General features: G+C 35.8%; 14 protein-coding genes and 1 riboswitch. Of the genes, 11 read left to right on the top strand and 3 right to left on the bottom strand.

What is annotated here, in order from left to right; all coding sequences use genetic code 11:
* Window positions 1-3 precede the first annotated feature (3 nt).
* Together MKY26_RS07525 and MKY26_RS07520 are read right to left on the bottom strand one after the other, a co-directional pair.
* Window positions 4-2220, bottom strand: a complete 2217-nt coding sequence (locus tag MKY26_RS07525; protein ID WP_341055873.1) for an MMPL family transporter — start codon at window positions 2218-2220, stop codon at window positions 4-6.
* A 487-nt stretch (window positions 2221-2707) separates the two neighbouring features.
* Window positions 2708-3424 (bottom strand): NAD-dependent deacylase, encoded by a 717-nt coding sequence (locus tag MKY26_RS07520; protein WP_322909683.1) that lies wholly within the window; start codon window positions 3422-3424, stop codon window positions 2708-2710.
* 218 nt (window positions 3425-3642) lie between these two features.
* On the opposite strand from MKY26_RS07520, the gene MKY26_RS07515 reads away from it, so the two are divergent.
* The 8 genes from MKY26_RS07515 (at window position 3643) to MKY26_RS07480 (ending at window position 12959) form a co-directional block, all read left to right on the top strand.
* Window positions 3643-4107: a GNAT family N-acetyltransferase gene (locus MKY26_RS07515; RefSeq protein ID WP_322909473.1), complete on the top strand. Its 465-nt coding sequence runs from the start codon at window positions 3643-3645 to the stop codon at window positions 4105-4107.
* Window positions 4108-4441: 334 nt separating this feature from the next.
* Window positions 4442-5014, top strand: a complete 573-nt coding sequence (locus tag MKY26_RS07510; RefSeq protein ID WP_095373039.1) for a histidine phosphatase family protein — start codon at window positions 4442-4444, stop codon at window positions 5012-5014.
* A 120-nt stretch (window positions 5015-5134) separates the two neighbouring features.
* A complete protein-coding gene (locus MKY26_RS07505) occupies window positions 5135-6187 on the top strand; it encodes a bifunctional transcriptional activator/DNA repair enzyme AdaA (protein WP_095373040.1) in 1053 nt (350 codons plus the stop codon).
* Between the two features lie 152 nt (window positions 6188-6339).
* Window positions 6340-7536, top strand: a complete 1197-nt coding sequence (locus MKY26_RS07500; RefSeq protein WP_095373041.1) for a M20 metallopeptidase family protein — start codon at window positions 6340-6342, stop codon at window positions 7534-7536.
* Window positions 7537-7551: 15 nt separating this feature from the next.
* Window positions 7552-8841: an amidohydrolase gene (locus MKY26_RS07495; protein WP_095373042.1), complete on the top strand. Its 1290-nt coding sequence runs from the start codon at window positions 7552-7554 to the stop codon at window positions 8839-8841.
* Between the two features lie 78 nt (window positions 8842-8919).
* Window positions 8920-10242: a hypothetical protein gene (locus MKY26_RS07490; RefSeq protein WP_095373043.1), complete on the top strand. Its 1323-nt coding sequence runs from the start codon at window positions 8920-8922 to the stop codon at window positions 10240-10242.
* Between the two features lie 345 nt (window positions 10243-10587).
* On the top strand, window positions 10588-12075 hold the full coding sequence (locus MKY26_RS07485) for an AbgT family transporter (RefSeq protein WP_095373667.1): 1488 nt from the start codon (window positions 10588-10590) through the stop codon (window positions 12073-12075).
* A gap of 137 nt (window positions 12076-12212) precedes the next feature.
* A complete protein-coding gene (locus MKY26_RS07480) occupies window positions 12213-12959 on the top strand; it encodes a GNAT family N-acetyltransferase (RefSeq protein ID WP_095373044.1) in 747 nt (248 codons plus the stop codon).
* A 122-nt stretch (window positions 12960-13081) separates the two neighbouring features.
* Here the strand turns inward: MKY26_RS07480 and trhA are convergent, their stop codons facing one another.
* Window positions 13082-13717 (bottom strand): PAQR family membrane homeostasis protein TrhA, encoded by a 636-nt coding sequence (trhA, locus tag MKY26_RS07475; RefSeq protein ID WP_307313496.1) that lies wholly within the window; start codon window positions 13715-13717, stop codon window positions 13082-13084.
* Window positions 13718-14065: 348 nt separating this feature from the next.
* A riboswitch (TPP riboswitch) is annotated at window positions 14066-14175 on the top strand.
* Window positions 14176-14297: 122 nt separating this feature from the next.
* Here trhA and tenA point away from each other — a divergent pair.
* The 3 genes from tenA to MKY26_RS07460 all read left to right on the top strand — a co-directional run bounded on the left by tenA (window position 14298) and on the right by MKY26_RS07460 (window position 18999).
* A complete protein-coding gene (gene tenA, locus MKY26_RS07470) occupies window positions 14298-14987 on the top strand; it encodes a thiaminase II (protein ID WP_095373668.1) in 690 nt (229 codons plus the stop codon).
* Between the two features lie 300 nt (window positions 14988-15287).
* Window positions 15288-16568, top strand: coding sequence for an MFS transporter (locus tag MKY26_RS07465; protein ID WP_307313499.1), 1281 nt, complete (start codon window positions 15288-15290; stop codon window positions 16566-16568).
* A 295-nt stretch (window positions 16569-16863) separates the two neighbouring features.
* A complete protein-coding gene (locus MKY26_RS07460; protein ID WP_341094603.1) occupies window positions 16864-18999 on the top strand; it encodes a peptidoglycan D,D-transpeptidase FtsI family protein in 2136 nt (711 codons plus the stop codon).
* Window positions 19000-19519: the final 520 nt, after the last annotated feature.

Raw genomic sequence — 19519 nt, 5'->3', positions numbered from 1 at the left:
ACTTTATTTTTTTAATGTGTCTTCACAATTAGAAGTAATCTTTCTCTTTTTAGTAGTCCAAACAAGAAGTGTGGGTAATAAGAAACCACGAACAACAAAAGTATCCAGTAAGATACCAATAGCCATCGTCATTCCGAAAAGATATAATTCCTGTAGAGGTTGTGTGATAAGCACTGCAAAAGTTGCTGCTAATATAACCCCTGCAGACGAGATGACTCCACCTGTTAGCGTCACGCCTTCTTTCACAGCTTGAATCCATTCAACTTCTTTTGCTCTTTCCTTAATTCTTGCTAGCAACATAATATTATAATCAATTCCAAGGGCTACCATAAAAACAAATGTATAGACGGGTATTCGATAGCTGATGGCATCTAGCCCTAGTAAGTATTTAAATATCAACCAACTGAAGCCTAATGAGGCAAAATAAGATAGTAAAATAGTTGCTACCATAAGGAACGCCAATTTAAATGATTTGGTTTGAATTGATAGTAGCCCTATCAGCAGTAGGGTAACAAGTGTTATCAAAACGATAGTATCCCGTTGATTCATAGATTGGATATCAACTAATTTAGCCGTTTGTCCGATTAAATATAGTTGAGTTTCTTCAGAATCAAAACCAGCATTTTTCATTAACTCATCTTTTTGTTGCAACAAGCTTTCCACCGTATCCATACTCGATTGTTCATAAGGGTGATCATCTAGTATAATTTGAAAGGAAAAACTATTTAGAGAATCTGATTGAAAACCTTTTGGTAATGATACTTGTGCAGATACCATCTCATCTGTAATGGAAGGCGAAATAGTTGATATTCCTTCTGTTTCTTCTATACTTTTTGCCAACGCCTGCAAACTTGCTACATTTTCTGCAACATTGTTAGTCGCAATTTGATCTTGATGTACTAACACTGTTAACGGCGCTAATTGTCCGGCTGGATAGTTCTCTTCTAAGATTTCGAAACCTACACGTGAGGATAAATCTTCGGGAAACGATTTTAATAAATTATAAGAAGGACTAATCGTGCTGAATTGATAAGCACTAAGTCCAAAAATAATTAATAGTAAAACAGCCATTCTTTTTGGGTATGTCACAATCAATTGACTAGCTTTTTCCCAAAACGGATGCTTATTAGTATCTGCTGCATCCATTTGAGGAATAAAAGGCCAAAAGGCTTTTCTTCCAAATAAGGCAAACATGCTGGGAATCAAGGTTAAACCTGCTAATAAGATTAATATGACAGCTACAGCAAACACTGGTGCAAAATGATTATAGGGCTTAAAAACAGTAAAAAATAATGTCAGCATTGCCATTAATATAGTACCGCCACTAAAGAAAATAGGCTCAGCTAAAGGTGTAGCCGCATGGTGCATCGCTTCATAATGAGACGGATATTTCTTCAATTCACTTCGATACCTAGAAAAAATAAAAAGACTATAATCAGTTATGACAGCAAATAGAAGGACGAGCATAATAGAGATACTGGCACTATCGACAGTAAACCAATCCCATTTTCCTGCTATACCAAGGATGCGGTCAATCACACCATATGCGATTAAGGCAATTATTACTGGTATGATTGCAATGATTGGTGAACGGTAAATGACCATCAGTAAAAAGAATATTAGTAAGATGGTTGTAATCATAAGCACAAAGTCTGCATTTTTAAAAAGGGTCACTGTATCAGCGGATATACCTGCTGGTCCTGTTATTTCGAACTGAATATCTGTTGCTCCCATCCGTGTGAATTGATTACGTAAAGAGTCAAATGCCTGATTAGCGACATCAGAATCTATATTTTCTTTTAAAGATGCATTTATAATTAAAGTGGATTGATCTTTAGAAAACATTTGATTTTGTATAGATTCATTAAATTGATGAAAAGGGAGGACAGAAGAAAATGCTTCTGGCTTGTCATCAGTTGTTAACCATTCACTAAAAGAAGTAATTTTTTCTCGATCTTCAACTTTAAGACCACCTTCACGGTGGAAAACGAGTAAAGCAGTTAATCCATCATCTGATGGATATTCTTCTTCGTATAAGTCTTGAGCGATTTCTGATGGCATTTTGCCAGATATACTGCTTTCACTACTATTTGAAGCATATTCTTTCGAACTAGGTGCAGTAAAACTTAATAGGATCATAAAGACGATCCAAAAGAATATGACCCATTTAGCTCCTTTTTTACTGCTGGAAAATTGCACGATTTTTTTTAATGATTTCATTATTCGTTTCATCTCCTTCAAAATCAATCCTATCTAGCTAATTTGAACGGAGAATGAACATTAGATGACATTTGATTCAGCCTAAGCCAACGTTAGCAAAGAAAATAAAAAAACATGTTAGATTATTTAACAAAATAAATGCAGAACGAAAAGAATCATAATATAGTAAGTATATGATCCTAAGCCCCACTTGGGAGGAAGCCTGATAACTATTGTTATCAGGCTTTTTTTGATCGTTGTGGTTACCGTCTGAAAAATTTAGTCATTTTAGAAATGAAATGATGGAAATATGACAATTTTGATAGTGGGGAAGTTCTCTATGAGAATGAAGAAAAAATTAATTATATGCCTACATGAATCCAAACGCGAAGATGAGCTTAACCGAGGTAAAACAACGTGTTCTGAATAGAAGGAATGAACGAATGATTTTTATTACAAAGTAGAATGTATAACGCTCGTTTAATAAGTTATATCGAATTTTCTTAAATTAAATGCTATGTAATTGTTGATCCACAGCGGATAATACTTCTCCAATCTTCCTCTCATTAATGACTAAGTCAGCATAATGATCGAGATCGGTTGATTCTTCATTAATGATTATTAACTTTGCTCCTGCTTCTTTTGCGATTAAAGGAAATTGATTGGCTGGGGCTACAGAAAGAGAGGAACCTAAAACAATAAAAAGGTCGCAAAATGAAGAGAGATGCGACGCATCTTCGAAAGCTTTATTTGGTAACTGCTCACCGAATAATACGATAGACGGTCTTATCTTACCACCACAGTGACATTTGATTTGTTGCTTTATAAAATCTTCCCTATCCTTTGTCTCCCCACAGCTTTGACAGTGAAATCTTTTTAATGTACCGTGCAGTTCTGCTACATGTGTAGAACCTGCTTCTTGATGTAAACCATCAACATTTTGCGTAATAATACCTTCAATTAACCCTTGTTTTTCCCATTGTGCAAGAATGCTATGCCCTTGATGAGGCTTTACAAGCTGTACACTGTTCACTCTTTCTAGATAAAATTGCATAAAATCACTGAGTTGATTGTTCAATGCGTCAATACTAGCTAATTGCTTTGGGTCGAATTGCTTCCATAGTCCTGTAGATGAGCGGAAATCTGGTAACCCACTTTCTGTAGACATACCAGCCCCGGTAAAAACAACTGTTGAATGTGCATTATTCAGCCACTTTGTTAACATATCCAATTTCCTCTCCGCCTTTCATTACTTTTTATTATTATAGACAATCAAGTATCGAAGGAAAAGAAATTCAGATTATGGCTAGATTTTATATGATGTTATTTGATATTAACTATAGCGTTTGTTTAAAAACTTGATGATATAATGGCCATACACACCACAGATGATCAATCAATGTGAAAGCTTCATAAGAGTTGGAAGACTGGGGGATTTGTAAAATGATAAAAACAATTGATATTACTAACTTTGAGTCAGCTCAAGAGGTGTTCTCCATTCAAATCGCAGCATATAAAATAGAAGCGGCGATTATTGGTTCATATGATTTACCCCCATTAAAAGAGACAATAGAAACGCTGCAAAATTGTGGGGAATCTTTTTTTGGTTATTACAGCGAAGAACGGTTATATGGGGTTATATCAATCAATATTGATAGGCATGTGATAGAGGTTTGCCGTTTAGTGGTCCACCCAAACTTTTTTAAAAAGGGAGTTGCACAAGCACTATTAAACTTTATTGAGAATGAAAACAAGTCAAAAAAACTGAAGGTTTCGACAGCAACTAAAAATACACCAGCAGTCAATTTTTATAAAAAAAATTGTTTTCAATTGGTGGGCGAGAAGATAGTAAGTGAGCATATTACTTTGGCTTTTTTTGAAAAAAACGAGAAAAAGCTTGATAGATAAAACGAGTTTGAAATTGAAAACTAATAAATTCGCCCACCGAGCAGACTTTGTCACTAGGTGGGCCACAAGGCGAAGCAAACTGGTTTTAGCGGGAAAGAAATTTTTATTCGTTAATATCTTATGATATCAGGACAAGTATGTGCATCATACGAATAAAAAAATAAGAAAAATCGGTATGTAAAACAATAAGAAAGGGATTGAACAATGTTCAATCCCTATTTCAAAAGGGGGGGAATTTGTTTATGTCCTAGCTGTATTATTAATATACACATAAAATATGAATAACCTATGAACGCAAGATGAAAAAAGCGTTAACTTTTTGGAGGGGAAAAGAATGACAACGATTTGTTTGATTAGACATGGAGAAACCGATTGGAATGCTGCGAGAAGAATTCAAGGTAGAACGGATATTATCCTAAACGAAAAAGGAAAGCTACAAGCGAAGCAATGTGGAAACTATTTTTCTGGAACGGATGCAGATGTAATGATTGTAAGTCCCTTGAAAAGAGCCCGACAAACAGCAGAAATTATAAATGAGAAGCTGCAATTACCTATTGTTGTCATGGATGAATTTATTGAAAGATGTTTTGGAGAAGCAGAGGGAATGACTTATGAAGAAAGAAAAGAGCAGTTTCCATCACATAATATCCCGGGTTATGAAAGTGATAAAATATTAATGGAAAGAATAAAAATCGGTTTATCAACCATTCATTATCAATATCCTCATAAAAAAGTCCTTCTTGTTGCACATGGTGCGGTGATTGGCACACTACTAAATCATTTTTCAAAAGGAGAAATTCATCAAAAAAAAGACCGTCTATTAAATGGTTGTATTAATACAATTACTTTAAAGAAAAAAGACTGGCTCATAAAAGAATATAATATAACCCATCATCTATATGATTGAAATAACTTAGAGAGTGGGATAAACCAAAAATAAAAATAGTTGTTCATTTTTCGAAAGAAATCTTGCTTAGTCTCGCTATAATTATAGTAGCGATTAACCGAAATAAAGGAGGGGGCAACTATGGTTATAGGCGAGGAAAAGGCAAGAGAGTTTTATCAAGCTTTAGTTGACAGAAATCCAAAATATGATGGTATTTTCTTTGTTGGTATAAAAACAACCGGTATCTTTTGTCACGCGACCTGTTCGGCAAGAAAGCCTAAGTATGAGAATTGTGAATTTTTCTTAACTGCAGAGGAAGCATTATTAGCAGGATATCGCCCTTGTAAGCGGTGTACACCATTATTCTATCCAAATAGCATTCCTAAAGAAATTGAGAAATTAGTTGTAGCCGTTGAGGGAAGCCCGGAAAAAAGATGGAAGGAAGCAGATTTTCGAGAAATTGGTATCCATTCAGCAACTGCCAGAAGAAGGTTTAAAGAAATTTATGGAATGACATTTGTGCAGTACGCCCGCTCAAGAAGAATGGGTATCGCCTTTAAAGAAATATTAAATGGAAAAAAAGTCATAGATCAACAAGTATTACTCGGGTATGATTCATCGAGTGCGTTTAATGATGCATTCTCAAAGATTTTTGGTAGGTCTCCTAAGAGAGCTTCTTTATCGATATTATATGCAAATATTGTATCAACACCTCTAGGGCGGATGATCAGTATTAGTGATGAAAAATATTTATATTTATTGGAATTTGTTGATAGACGTGGACTTGAAAAAGAGATAGAAAACTTAAGAAACAAACAAAATGCGCGAATTCTACCAGGGGATACAAAGATTAATAGAAACCTAGAAGAGCAGCTCAAGCTTTATTATGCTAAACAACTTCGACAATTTACAATTCCTTTTTTCCTTCAAGGAACTCCTTTTCAACTCGAAGTATGGTCTCTTTTGCAAAAGATTCCTTATGGACAAACTGTATCTTATCAGGAAATTGGTCAGCTATTAGGAAGTAGCAATTATGTAAGGGCTGTCGGAAATGCGAACGGAGCCAATCAAATAGCCATTATAATACCGTGTCATCGTGTGATTAAAGCAGACGGTAAATTAGGTGGATATGGCGGAGGAATAGAAAGGAAGGAGCATCTTTTACGTCTCGAGACAGAGAGTGAAATAAAATGAGTATCTTAACGGATATTTTTCTATTCACAAAAGAAATTTAGCGTAAATTTTTAAAAAATTCTCGGATTTCCCTCAAATTTGATTCATTTTAGTGTATTATCGGAATTGATAAGGAATTTTTCCTTAATGATTTGATAGAGGGAGAGATCATTATGACCGTTTCTTTTAAAGGCGAAGCAAAAGAAATAGCTACTGAATTAACATTGTTTAGACGTGAGCTTCATGAGTATCCAGAGCTAAGTGGCGAAGAAGTACAAACATCTTCGAAAATACAACAGAAATTAAACGATTATCAAATACCATATCAAACTGGTTTTGCAAAAACTGGTATTCTAGCAATTATTAAAGGGGCAAAACAGGGACCGACAGTATGTTTAAGAGCGGATATTGATGCCCTACCGATTGAAGAACAAAGTGGTGTCTCTTATTCTTCGAAAGTAAAAGGTGTGATGCATGCTTGTGGTCACGATAGCCATGCAGCAATGTTATTAGGAGCTGGAATTATTTTAAATAAACATAAAGGCAACATATCCGGCACAATCTTGCTCTTATTTCAACCAGCGGAAGAAAAGTCTCCAATAGGTGGAGCGAAAATCATGATGGAAGATGGTGTATTTGATGAATATAAACCGTCTGTTATTATTGGTCAGCATGTATGGCCAGACCTTCCGCCAGGTCAAATAGGAGTTAGACCGGGACCAATGATGGGTAACTCTGATCGATTTTCTTTGAAAATCACTGGTTCAGGTGGGCATGCAAGTATGCCCCATACGACAATAGATGCAATTATTATAGCGAATCAAGTAATTACAATGTTGCAAACGATCGTAAGCCGAAACATTGATCCGCTAGAATCGGCGGTAGTCACAGTTGGTAAGGTGTCTGGCGGTGTTGCCCATAACGTCATTGCGGAAGAAGTAATTATTGAAGGTACAGTAAGGACTTTAACAGATAAGGTAAAAACACAAGTGAAGAATCGTTTTCATCAAATCGTAACAGACACTGTTAAGGCGCTAGGTGGACGTGTCGAAATCACATACCTTGATGGTTATCCTTCCACAGTAAACACTCCGGAATGGGCTGAAAGAGTAAAGGAAACAGCGGCAAAATTTGTAGGTAAGGAAAATGTCCCAGAAGTCGCACCCTCAATGGCAGGAGAGGATTTTGGCCGCTTTTTAAAAGAATATCCAGGTGTATATTATTGGCTAGGTTGTTCAATAGGAAATAATCAAAAGCCGCTTCACAACCCTTCTTTTCAACTTGATGAAAACATTTTGCCGATCGGTATGGAATTAATGGCTCAAGTTGCCATTGATACAATTGAACAATTACAAAGTAAGGGTTTATAGGAGGAATTTTTTTCAATGGAAGCATTCATAAAAGACATCACCCCGTATTTAACTAAAATGAGAAGAATGTTTCATGCATATCCAGAGGTAGCGTGGACAGAGTATGTGACAACTGCAAAAATTGCTGAAGAGATAGAAAAGCTTGATTTTGAAGTAGAGATGGGACAAGCGATTCTCCATCCACATACAAGAATGGGGTTGCCAACAGAAGATCAGATAGAAAAAGAAGAACAAAGAGCGATGGAAGCGGGCATAAATAAAGCGTATTTATATTTAATGAAAGGTGCTTTTACGGGACTTAAAGCTTATTTCGACACTGGTCGAAAAGGAAAACATATTGTTCTACGATTTGATATTGATGCCCTGCCGATTAATGAAGCAGAGGATGAAGCACATTTTCCTTTTGTGCATGGGTTTCATAGTAACAGAGCGGGCTATATGCATGCGTGCGGTCATGATGGGCATACCGCCATTGGTTTAGGTGTGGCGCATTTTATTCATGAAAATCGCCATCAATTAAACGGACGTTTCACCTTGTTATTTCAACCTGGAGAAGAAGGCGGACGAGGGGCAAAGCCGATGGTGGATAAAGGATTGTTAGATGATGCCGATGTCTTTTTAAGCGGACATATAGGGATCCACTCATTAAACATTGGTGACATCGTTGCAACAACAGATCAGTTCTTAGCGAGTACAAAGATAAACGTTGAATACTTTGGCAAATCAGCACATGCTGGATTAGAGCCAAATGAAGGCAGGAATGCTCTATTAGCCGCTGCAGCCTCTTCATTACATTTAAATGGTATTACGAGACACGCAGGGGGTGCGACGCGCATCAATATAGGAACACTAGAGGCTGGAAGTGGCCGAAATATTATTGCTGATTATGCGAAAATGCAATTAGAAACCCGAGGTGCTTCAACTGAACTTAATGAAGAGTACATGGTCCTCGAAGCCATGAGAATAATTCAAGCTAGTGCAGCACTATATGATGTCACAACAAATGTTGAAATCGTTGGCCAAGCGCCTAGTGCAGAGTGTCAAGAAGAATGGGTGGATTTTATTAATGAGGCAGTGAAAGCAAGTACAAATATTAAAAATGTGATTCCGAAATTACCTCTAGGGGCTTCTGAAGACGCTGCCTTTATGTTAGAGAAGGTGAGGAATAATGGGGGAGCGGCGAACTATATGTTATTTGGAACACCGCTCGCTGCTGGACATCATCATCCATGTTTTGATTATGATGAAGAGGTACTGCCTATCGCCGTTGAATCAATTTGTCGTGTGATTTTAGGATGGCAATAAGTTAAAAAAGAACGAACCTTAACCAGTCATGTTAAAATAAGGCTATATTGTTTAATTTGTTGGAGGCAGGTGCGTTGAATGAAAATTCGAGTGGGGGTTATTGGACCAAAAGATTCAGTTAAAATGATTATAGATACAGGGGCGGACTACGGCGAACTTCACTTTATTCCCTTTGTGTATGAATCGACTGAAGAAACTGAGCAAATTATTATTAGAAATAGAGAATGGGTTGACCAGTGGCTTTTTTCAGGACAGGCGCCATATTTTTATGCATTATCCAAGAAAGTGATTACAAAAAAAGAAGCGAGTTATATTCCTTTAAGTGGTGCGAGCCTGCTTGCTGTCTTAGTAAAGGTTTTTTTAGATAGCGATCAAGTGCAAAAGCGTTTTAGCTTGGACACTATTCAAGAAGAAGAAATGGATAGAGGACTCGATCCGCTAGTGAGGAATCGAGTCCTTTTCCAGATGAATTCTTACGATGGATATATGCCGGCTGAAGAGATTATTGCTTTTCATAAAGAATTATATGAAAGTAACAAAGTCGATGTGGCTATTACTTGTTTGAATAAGGTGTATAAAGAATTAACGAAGATGAATATCCCAACTTATCGCATCGAGCAATCAGAACTAACGGTCAGACGTTCTTTAGAAACGATTAAAGAAAAGGGGCAAGCATCATGGTACCGGAAATCCCAGCTTGTCATTATTGGTGTCGAACGCATCGTTGCTTCTTCTGAAAGTGAAGAAAGAAGGCGATCCTTCCGGTTAAAGCATCAAGAACTAGAACTAAAGAAAGTCTTGCTTGACGTTGGTGAACAAATGAATGGTTCGATAGTCCAGATGGATGATGGCGTTCACTATATTTTTACTACGCGAGGAGAGCTTGAGCTCTTTATGAGAGACCAATCGATGTTGACGATCAGTGAAGAGATTTTTGTTCATAGTCGGTTACGTGTTCGCATAGGTGTAGGCTTTGGCTTAACGGTATTAGAGGCTGAGGAAAATGTGAGTATGGCTTTCTCTCATGCCCGTGAATTTAAGGGCCCTATTGTTATATCTGTTAATGAAGAGAAAGAATTAACAATTATTAATAATGAAAAAGAAGAAATAAGTTTTCATTCAAGGATTTACGGAAATGATTGGGAAAAAATATTTAAAGATGCAGGTATAAGTAGTAAGATTGTTGCAAAAATTGAGTCTTTATCATTACACTACCAAAAAAATAAGATTACTTCTCAAGATTTATCTCATTGGCTAAAAAGCACTGATCGCAACGCGAGAAGAATATTGATGGAGATGGAAAAGATAGGTTTAGCTGAAATTATAGGAGAAGAGACAGGTCATCGAGGGAGACCACGAAAAATTTATCAAATAAACTTTAATCAGTTTGCCAAACAATAAAAAATAAATCCGTATGATTTGAACCTAAACACTAGAAATATCAATTATTTCCAGTTGTTTAGGTTTTTATTATCGTTTAAGTTAAATAACACCTAATAAAAGACGAACATTGAGAATCATTATCAACCATATAATTCCTATATATTCTTTTATTTGTAAATAAAAATGATATTTATTAGAAAATTAATAAAAAAGACAAAAAAGATTAAAAAAAGACTATTCACAATATAAATGTGATGATATAATAACGGAAATGTTAAGGATAAATTCCGATAAATTTCGAAGTAAGGAGAGTGAAATAATTTGCAAGCAAATGTAAACAACGAACAAGAAAAGAAGGGCTTGATGTCCAAGTTCTTGTCAGGCATTGAAACGATAGGGAACAAGCTACCAGATCCATTTTTTATTTTCGTTTATCTCGCAGCGTTTGTAATGATATTAACGTTCATTGTTAATCAATTTGATGTTACTGTTGAGCACCCAGGAACAGGGGAAGAGTTGGCAATAAAAAGTTTAATTTCTGGTGAAGGACTGCAGTTTATATTAACTGAGATGCTGTCTAACTTTACTGGCTTCGCCCCACTAGGCCTTGTGTTAGCTATGATGCTTGGTGTAGGCTTAGCTGATAAAGTTGGTTTACTAGAAACAGCCATTAAAAAGTCGATCTTAAGTACACCAAAGTCATTAGTCACTTATGCTGTTTTCTTTATTGGTATTATGGGGAATATTGCTTCAGATGCGGCGTTCGTACTTGTACCACCGTTAGCTGCGATGGTTTTCTACACTGTTGGTAGGCATCCATTAGCTGGTTTAGCAGCTGGCTTTGCTGGAGTAGGTGCAGGTTTTTCAGCCAATGTCTTAATCGCTGGAACAGATGCATTATTGGCGGGAATTACTACTGAGGCTGCTAAAGCAATCGATCCTTCATTTGTTGTATCACCTGTTGATAATTGGTATTTTATGTCGATTTCTACTGTTCTCTTAACTTTAGTTGGTGGATTCTTAACTGAAAAGGTAATTGAACCAAGATTAGGAAAATATGATGGGGATTTGAAAAAGAATTTTGAACCGGTTTCAGCTATCGAGTCAAAAGGGTTAAGAAATGCCGTTATAGCGGGTCTAGCATATATTGCTATTTTACTTACAATTATCTTCTGGCCAGACTCCCCTCTTAGAAACGAAGAAGGTGGTATGATTCCTTCCCCATTTTTAAGTGGAATTATCCCAATTGTTTTATTATTCTTTATAACGATGGGAACAGCATACGGAGTAACAGTAAAGAAAATCACAAAAAGTGCTGATATTCCAAAGTATATGGCAGATTCGATGAAAGATATGGCAGGCTATATCGTCCTTATATTTGCTGCGTCACAATTTATTGCTTATTTTAACTGGTCCAATTTAGGTACTTGGATTGCAGTCAATGGTGCGGAATTCTTATCTTCCATCAATTTAACTGGTATTCCTGTTATTATTGGATTTATTATTTTCGTCTCTATCCTGAATTTATTAATCTTTAGTGGGTCTGCTCAATGGGCATTATTAGCCCCAATTTTTATTCCATTGTTTATGTTACTTGATTATAACCCTGCTTTTATCCAAGCAGCGTATAGAATTGCCGATTCAACTACAAATATTATTACACCACTAAATCCGTATATCCTTGTAGTTCTTGCTTTTATGAGAGAATACGATAAAAAAGCAGGTTTAGGCACGCTTATTTCCTTAATGATTCCTTATTCAATGGTTTTCTTAGTAATTTGGGTAGTCATGCTATTCATTTTTGGATTATTCGGTATTCCGATTGGACCCGGTATCGAAATGTATTTGTAATAATGCGGTGTTGTTGCCCGAACATAAATGTTCGGGCTTCTTTATTTGTGAAAAATGATAAAATAGATAGAGGTATTTTTTTACCGTAAGGAATTAATCGTTATACTTAAGGGCTATAAGTAGGGGAGAGATGGTCAGTGGTTAGTTTCAGAGATATACATCATGATGGTAATTTAATAGCAGAAAAAGCCAATTTTGATCACTATGGCACAAAACAGTTCTATTTTAAATATGATGCAAACTTTATCCAATTTAAAATAAATCCTAGTTTGCAAGATTTTCAACTGGCACAAATGTATTTGGAAGACTATCAGAAAGAGCATAAACAAGAACATTTGAAGTTTTATTTACCAGCAGACGAAATGATTCAAGAGGATGTTTTATTATACCTTTATCAACAATTCTATACGATCGGGTGTCAGGAGTTATATGAAATTAACCCTCTTCAATTTATCTATAAAGATAGAAAGAACGAAATCGTGGTTGAGGAAGTGACAAATGATAATTTAGGAGAATATCTACAATTGCAGAGAAACTTTGATCTAGATTATGGTGAGGAATATGTGAACCTTAATAGAAGCATGCATTCCTATCATCATAATGCAAAAGATACATTACAGTTACTCGCATATGATCATGGTGTGCCAGCAGGTTCATTACAAGTATTTTTTAATAAGTGTACAGCTGAAATTGATAATGTAGGTGTGTTACCAGCTCACCGATTAAAGGGGATTGCTGCAAGCTTGCAATATGAAGTAATGAAGCGATTTAGCAATCATAGGGTTATACTTGTAGCCGACAGCAATGACACGCCAAAGGATATGTATCGTAAACAAGGGTATAAAAAATTGAGCTTTCGCTATGAAGTAATGAAGTTATTATAAGTAGTAGTTTATTATTAATATAGAACAAGTAATGTGATAAAAACTCTACAAACTGATATTAATAAATCTGCAGGTGGTGAGAGTAGCCATCTGCAGATCATTTATAAAGAGGTAAATTTTGCTCAAGGTAAAAGCGAGAGAACAGCAAAAAAATGCATAATCGAACCAGCAAGAACAAAAACATGCCACAATGCGTGATGGTACTTAAATCCTCTCCATACATAAAATATTGAACCAGCAGTGTATAGAACACCACCGATAATGAGGAAAATCATTCCTTGTGTAGGTAAGTGTGTAACCAGAGGCTCCCAGGCAAATATAATTAGCCAGCCCATCAAAACATATAGTAATGTCGAGAAGACTAAAAACTTTTTAACAAAAAAACATTTGAAAACTGTTCCAGCAATTGCTAGCCCCCATACAAGACCAAATAAGGTCCATCCTAAGGTTCCTTTAACTGTTATAAATAGAAACGGTGTGAACGTTCCAGCAATAAAAAAGTAAATGGAAGAATGATCGAGAATCTCAAATACATCCTTTGCTTTTCCAGCAGGTAAACTATGTAGCAAAGTTGATGAGAAATATAAAATAACCATCGTTGTACCAAAAAGAACAAAGCTGACAATATGCCAAGCTGTTCCATATAAGGATGAGAAAACAGTTAAAATGACGAGAGCCGCAATACTTAATAGCGCACCGATTCCGTGTACGATCGCGTTGGCGATTTCTTCTCCCTTTGAAAAAATATGTGTTTCCAAGTAGTATTCACCCATTCTTTATCCAAAATCATAATTCTAGTATAAACATTTTTTTAGCTGATAAAAAGTCGTAAGCTTTCATTATAAAGAAAAACTTCACTAGGCGAAGAGGGTGGAGAGTGTAAATGCATGGAGAATATTTGGAGTTATCCATCCTTGAGTCAATGCCAATTTAAGCCGCGGTGTTAGATCAGTTGAAGTGTTTAGGTAACGACAGCATTCATCCAACTTGTTCATAATCGTTACTGAAAGAGAAGCTTGACATTGCTCAATTCCTAAACTTACAGTTGCCATTTAGGTTGACATTTATTGATAAGATGATAACATAACTTTGAAAGCATAATTGAATAAATCCACTAGGGGTGCCTTTAAAAGGCTGAGATTAAAGTGCAATAACTTTAAGACTCTTAGAACCTGATCTGGTTGATACCAGCGTAGGGAAGTGGCGTATATCAATTTAGTTAACGTTATAACTATAACTAAATGAATGATGTATACAGTAACCACTTTCTTATAGGAAGTGGTTTTTCGCTTTTCTGGATTTTTTATGCTCGATAAAAAAAGAGAAGAGGTAGAAATGATGACAACAAAAGAAACGTTTACACAATCGTTAAGGAAAGAAGTACATGATATATGGGAAGCGAATTTTGAACACCCTTTCGTTAAAGGAATTGCTAAGGGAGATTTACCAATTGAGTGTTTCCGCTTTTATGTGTTACAAGATTCTTACTATTTATCACATTTTGCTCGTGTGCAAGCAATCGCTGCTTCTAAAGCAGAGAATTTATATATGACCTCAAGAATGGCCTCGCATGCGCAAGGTACCTATGAAGCTGAACTAGGGTTACATAACAAATTTATGGAGGTATTAAAAGTTTCTGAAGAAGAGTTAAACCAGTTTAGACCCGCTCCTACTGCCTATGCATATACATCCCATTTATATCGTGTAGCAGAGACAGGCACAGTTGGCGAGGTCATCGCTAGTTTGCTTCCGTGTTATTGGATTTATTATGATATTGGGCAGAGCTTTAAAGGGGCAAAACCAAAAGAAGAAATCTATCGTACCTGGATTGATACATACGGTGGAGAATGGTTTGTTAAACTTGTACTGGAACAAATTCATCATCTTGATCGGCTTGCTGAAATTGCATCTGAAACAGAAAAAGAAAAAATGAAAATGGCATTTACCATTAGCTGTCAATATGAGTTAGCTTTTTGGGAAATGGCTTATACCCAAGAAAAGTGGTTAAGTGATAAAACATATGCATAAAACTTCATAAATGAAAGCGGGAATAGTGTTAACAGAATAAGGTTAGTTCATACTAACTCAATTCTGTTAACATCATACCCTTTATAATCGTTGTAATATCAGGTTTGTTATGCAATTAAGACAGTTTGCCATATCGGATTTTCCTAAAAAAGAAGTTAGATCTTCACCAACTACTCATCTAGTCAATAGAAATGACTTCTACTTCTCCACCCTCATAGACATATAAACTTCCTATATATATATAAAGACAATAAGCGTATAATGAGAGACGAATGTTAAATTGAGGAAGGCGTTTAAATAATGAATAAACAACAAAGTAAGTACAGATGGGTTGTATTTGGTGTTTTACTTTTAGCCTATTTATTTATGGTTAGTCAAAGAACAGCACCTGGTTTAATTACTGATCAATTAATGGAAGAATTTCATTTAACTGCAGCAACGATTGGGCTGATAACGAGTATTCAATTTTTTGCTTATGCTGGATTGCAAATTCCCATCGGATTATTCTCTGATAGATTTGGTCCAAATGTATTTCTAGTCGCTGGAACGCTGCTAAACGGACTAGGTACCATCCTCTATAGTTCGGTAGATAATAGTTATATGCTTATCTTTGCTAGGCTATTATGTGGAATTGGCGATGCTACTATTTGGGTCAATTTAGTTCTTGTATTGAGCATTTGGTTCAAGCAGCAGGAGTTTTCGATGCTAGTGGGATTTGCTGGAATGACAGGAAGTTTAGGTTTCTTATTGGCAACAGTTCCTTTTAGTTCGACCATTTCTCTATTAGGGTGGAGACTTCCATTTTTAATTGTTGGCATCGTAATATTCACCCTCGGTATCGGACTCTATGTTGTTTTAATAAAATATCCTAAGAAGAAATTTCAAATGGAAGAAGAAAAAAATCAAAAAGAAACAAATGAACCGTTATTAGTCATCATAAGAAGATTACTAGTCAATCGCCAAGCTTGGGCGACATTCCTTTGTCATTTTGGTGTAGTAGGCACATATATTGGCTTTATTGGCTCTTGGGCTGTTCCCTATGGTATGGACATTTACGGTTTATCAAGATCAAGTGCAAGTGAAGTAATTATGTACGGCTTATTTGGTGCCATTATCGGAGCGCCATTAACAACCTATCTATCTACTTTTTTTGACAGTGTCAAATTACCGTATGTTATCGTGCAGTTGCTGTCGGTTTCTGCTTGGATCACACTAGTATTGCTGGGTGGAGAGCCACCGTATTTATTATTCATTCTTTTATTCGTGATCATAGGCTATGCAAATGGTGCGAGTGCTCTAACCTTTACAGTTGTTAGACAGTCCTTTCATATAAAGGAAGTGGGGCTTATTTCCGGTTTCGCCAATACGGGTGGCTTTCTTAGCGCAGTGTTGCTGCCAGCTCTTTTTGGGAAAGTATTGGACCATTTTGCTAATTTTGACCTTACAACCGCTTATCAATATGGACTCTATATTCCTTTAAGCTTTGCGATTATTGGGTTAATTGGAGTATTCATGTTATATGAGCCAGTAGTATATCGTCAAAAACTACAAATGAGTCAAATGAAAAAATCGGTTGGTTAACAATCGATTTTTTTATTTAGCTAATAAAAATGAAGAACAATCATCACTTAAAAGGCAGTCAAGTGGATACCTGATTTGATCACCATCTACCGTCCTTTTTAGAAAATGTTACTGAAAGTGTAAAATTGATCTTTTTTTATCAAATATTTCTTCATAACAATTGAAAAAATTGGATATTTGTTGTAAGATAGGTTATATTATTAATCTAATTTTAATAGATAATATATTTTTGAAATATAATAGTTACATATAGTAATAATTAAGAACATTCATACTTTGATGATTGGTTGTGTTGATGATGGCGGGAGAGCAGAAAAGAAAGAAAAGAAATAAAAAAATGGTTTTTCGGATTAATTTAATGTTTTTTGCAGTATTTATCCTCTTTTCGATTCTAATCTTCCGCTTAGGTATTGTTCAAATTGTTTACGGGGAGAATTATAAAAAAGAGATTGAACGGGAAGTGGAGGTGCCAGTAGCAAGCACGGCACCTAGGGGGCAGATCTATGATAGTAAAGGTAGACTGGTTGTAGGGAATAAGCCTCAATTAGCCATAAGTTATACTCGCTCTCAATCTACAACTCAAGAAGAAATGATTCAGACATCAGAGCTTTTAGCGAAAATGATTAAAAAAGACACGGAAGAAGACTTGAAGGCGATTACGGAAAGAGATAAACAAGACTTTTGGATAATAAAGTATCCGAATGAAGCAGCAGAAAAAGTATCGGATAAAGAAAAAGATGAATTGCAAGCAAGTGATATGTCAGCAAAAGAAGTAGATGAAGAAATATATAAACGAACGCGGGAACGAATAACAGAAGAAGAACTGAATGCTTTTAAGAAGGATGAACTAGAAGTTTTAGCGATATTTCGAGAAATGGCAAGTAGTCGAATGTTGACACCTCATTTTATTAAGAACAAAAATGTTAATGAAGATGAATTTGCTCTTGTTAGTGAGAATCTTCATTTACTACCTGGTATTGATACAACGGTAGACTGGGAACGTTATAATGCTTTAAAGGACGAAGATGGAGAAGTAACATTAAGTTCTGTACTTGGAAATGTTTCAAGTTCAAAAGAGGGCTTGCCTAGTGAAATGCTCGAATATTATCAATCTAAAGGTTATAGTCGCAATGATCGTGTCGGCAAGAGTTATTTAGAATTGCAATACGAGTCTGTTTTACAAGGGCAAAAGAAAATCATGAAAAATTACACAGATAAAACGGGTGAAGTAACAAAGCAAGATGTGGTAAGAGAAGGACAAGCAGGAAAAGACCTTGTCTTAACAACTGATATCGAATTCCAACAAGAGGTAGAAAAAATCATTGAAAAGCATGTTCGAAGTCTGAGGGGAAGTAATTACTATTTAGATCGTGGCTTCGTTTCAGCGATGAACCCACAAACAGGTGAGGTTCTCGCAATGGCTGGCAAACAATTTGTCAAAGATGAAAAAACTGGTGAAACAGAAGTCATGGATTACGCCTTAGGTAATATGACAAGTCAATATTCAATGGGTTCCACTATAAAAGGCGCAACAGTGTTAGCAGGTTACGAAGAAGGAGTAATCTCACCTTGGAGTGTTTTGGTAGATAGACCTTTGTATTTTGACGGAACACAACCTAAACGATCTTGGAATACGGCAGGATTTGGTGCCATTAATGATCTAACGGCCCTTAGGAAATCTTCAAATGTTTATATGTTTCTAATAGCGATGAGAATTGGTGGACAACAAGAATACATTCCGCGAGGTAAACTACGTATTGATAAAGATGAAGGTATTAGAAAGTTACGATATAATTTTCACCAGTTCGGTCTTGGGGTGAAAACGGGTATCGACTTACCAGGTGAAGTAACAGGACAATCACCAATTCCTCCTAATGGAGGGAATACACTTGATTTTGCCATTGGACAATTCGATACTTATAGTCCGCTACAATTGGCGCAATATGTATCAACGATAGCAAATGGTGGTTACCGTATGCAACCACAGATTGTGAAGGAAATTCGTGAACCGAATCTTGAGAATAATCAACTTGGTGCGGTTTATAAATCCATTGAGCCGAATGTTTTGAATAAAATTACGATGAAGGATGCATGGATTGAACATGTACAAGATGGGTTTATCCAAGTAGTCAACCATCCGCAGGGAACAGCAAATAGTGGGATTACAAATAAAAAGTATAAGATTGCAGGTAAAACAGGAACAGCCCAAGCTTACTACGGGGGGCCGCTTAAGGTGCAATCGAATCCAGATACTTGGAATTTAACCTTTGTCGGGTACGCGCCGTATGATAATCCTGAAATTGCCATTTCAGTTGTCATTCCATGGTTGTCTTCAGATAAATCCAAGATTAACCTTCATATTGCTGATGAGGTATTTGATGCTTATTTTAAAATGAAGACTAAAAAAGGCGAAGAAAATGAAGAACTTTAAATAAAATAGAATAGAGCTTTTCATATGCACCCCGAAGTCTAACGCTCGGGGTGTTTTTTTATGGTGACATATGATGAATCTTTTAAGCAAAAAAATACTCTCTCTCTCTTGCTAGTGAAGGTGGTTATGTAGTTGGAATCCGTAGTAAAACGAATGTAAGATAATGGGGTAAATAATTTATGAGAGGGTGGTTCCCTTAGAAGGACTAACAAAACAGGCCATCCAGTTTAATTTAAGGTAGATGTCTTACACGAGAAATTGAAACAGGAGAATCTTTTGACTCAGTTGTTTTTAAAATTTGGCATTCGAAATGAATAAAAATGAAGAAAGTGAGTGTAAATGCATTCAACTCTTTTCATTTTAAAAAAATTGGTTCTGTTTTTCTGATTATACCTTGTTCTTTTTCCTTATAATAACAATAAATATTTAGAAATTTTAATAATAATATTTCTTGAAAAAATTTATTGTATTTTTTTACAAAAATGCTATGATATTAATAGTTTTATATTCTTTTAAATAC

The sequence above is a fragment of the Cytobacillus sp. FSL R7-0680 genome (assembly GCF_038009245.1).
GTDB classification, from domain to species: Bacteria; Bacillota; Bacilli; order Bacillales; family Cytobacillaceae; genus Cytobacillus; species Cytobacillus kochii.
The sequence above is the reverse complement of the archived record's forward strand: the minus strand, read 5'-3'. Positions and strand labels throughout refer to the sequence as shown.

What these genes read in the sequence shown, in the direction of transcription:
- MKY26_RS07505 (WP_095373040.1), top strand. Translation starts at nt 5,135, where the DNA reads ATGGTTATAGGCGAGGAAAAGGCAAGAGAGTTTTATCAAGCTTTAGTT.
- MKY26_RS07515 (WP_322909473.1), top strand. Translation starts at nt 3,643, where the DNA reads ATGATAAAAACAATTGATATTACTAACTTTGAGTCAGCTCAAGAGGTG.
- MKY26_RS07510 (WP_095373039.1), top strand. Translation starts at nt 4,442, where the DNA reads ATGACAACGATTTGTTTGATTAGACATGGAGAAACCGATTGGAATGCT.
- MKY26_RS07525 (WP_341055873.1), bottom strand. Translation starts at nt 2,220, where the DNA reads ATGAAATCATTAAAAAAAATCGTGCAATTTTCCAGCAGTAAAAAAGGA.
- MKY26_RS07495 (WP_095373042.1), top strand. Translation starts at nt 7,552, where the DNA reads ATGGAAGCATTCATAAAAGACATCACCCCGTATTTAACTAAAATGAGA.
- MKY26_RS07490 (WP_095373043.1), top strand. Translation starts at nt 8,920, where the DNA reads ATGAAAATTCGAGTGGGGGTTATTGGACCAAAAGATTCAGTTAAAATG.
- MKY26_RS07465 (WP_307313499.1), top strand. Translation starts at nt 15,288, where the DNA reads ATGAATAAACAACAAAGTAAGTACAGATGGGTTGTATTTGGTGTTTTA.
- tenA (WP_095373668.1), top strand. Translation starts at nt 14,298, where the DNA reads ATGACAACAAAAGAAACGTTTACACAATCGTTAAGGAAAGAAGTACAT.
- MKY26_RS07485 (WP_095373667.1), top strand. Translation starts at nt 10,588, where the DNA reads ATGTCCAAGTTCTTGTCAGGCATTGAAACGATAGGGAACAAGCTACCA.
- MKY26_RS07460 (WP_341094603.1), top strand. Translation starts at nt 16,864, where the DNA reads ATGATGGCGGGAGAGCAGAAAAGAAAGAAAAGAAATAAAAAAATGGTT.
- MKY26_RS07520 (WP_322909683.1), bottom strand. Translation starts at nt 3,424, where the DNA reads ATGTTAACAAAGTGGCTGAATAATGCACATTCAACAGTTGTTTTTACC.
- MKY26_RS07500 (WP_095373041.1), top strand. Translation starts at nt 6,340, where the DNA reads ATGACCGTTTCTTTTAAAGGCGAAGCAAAAGAAATAGCTACTGAATTA.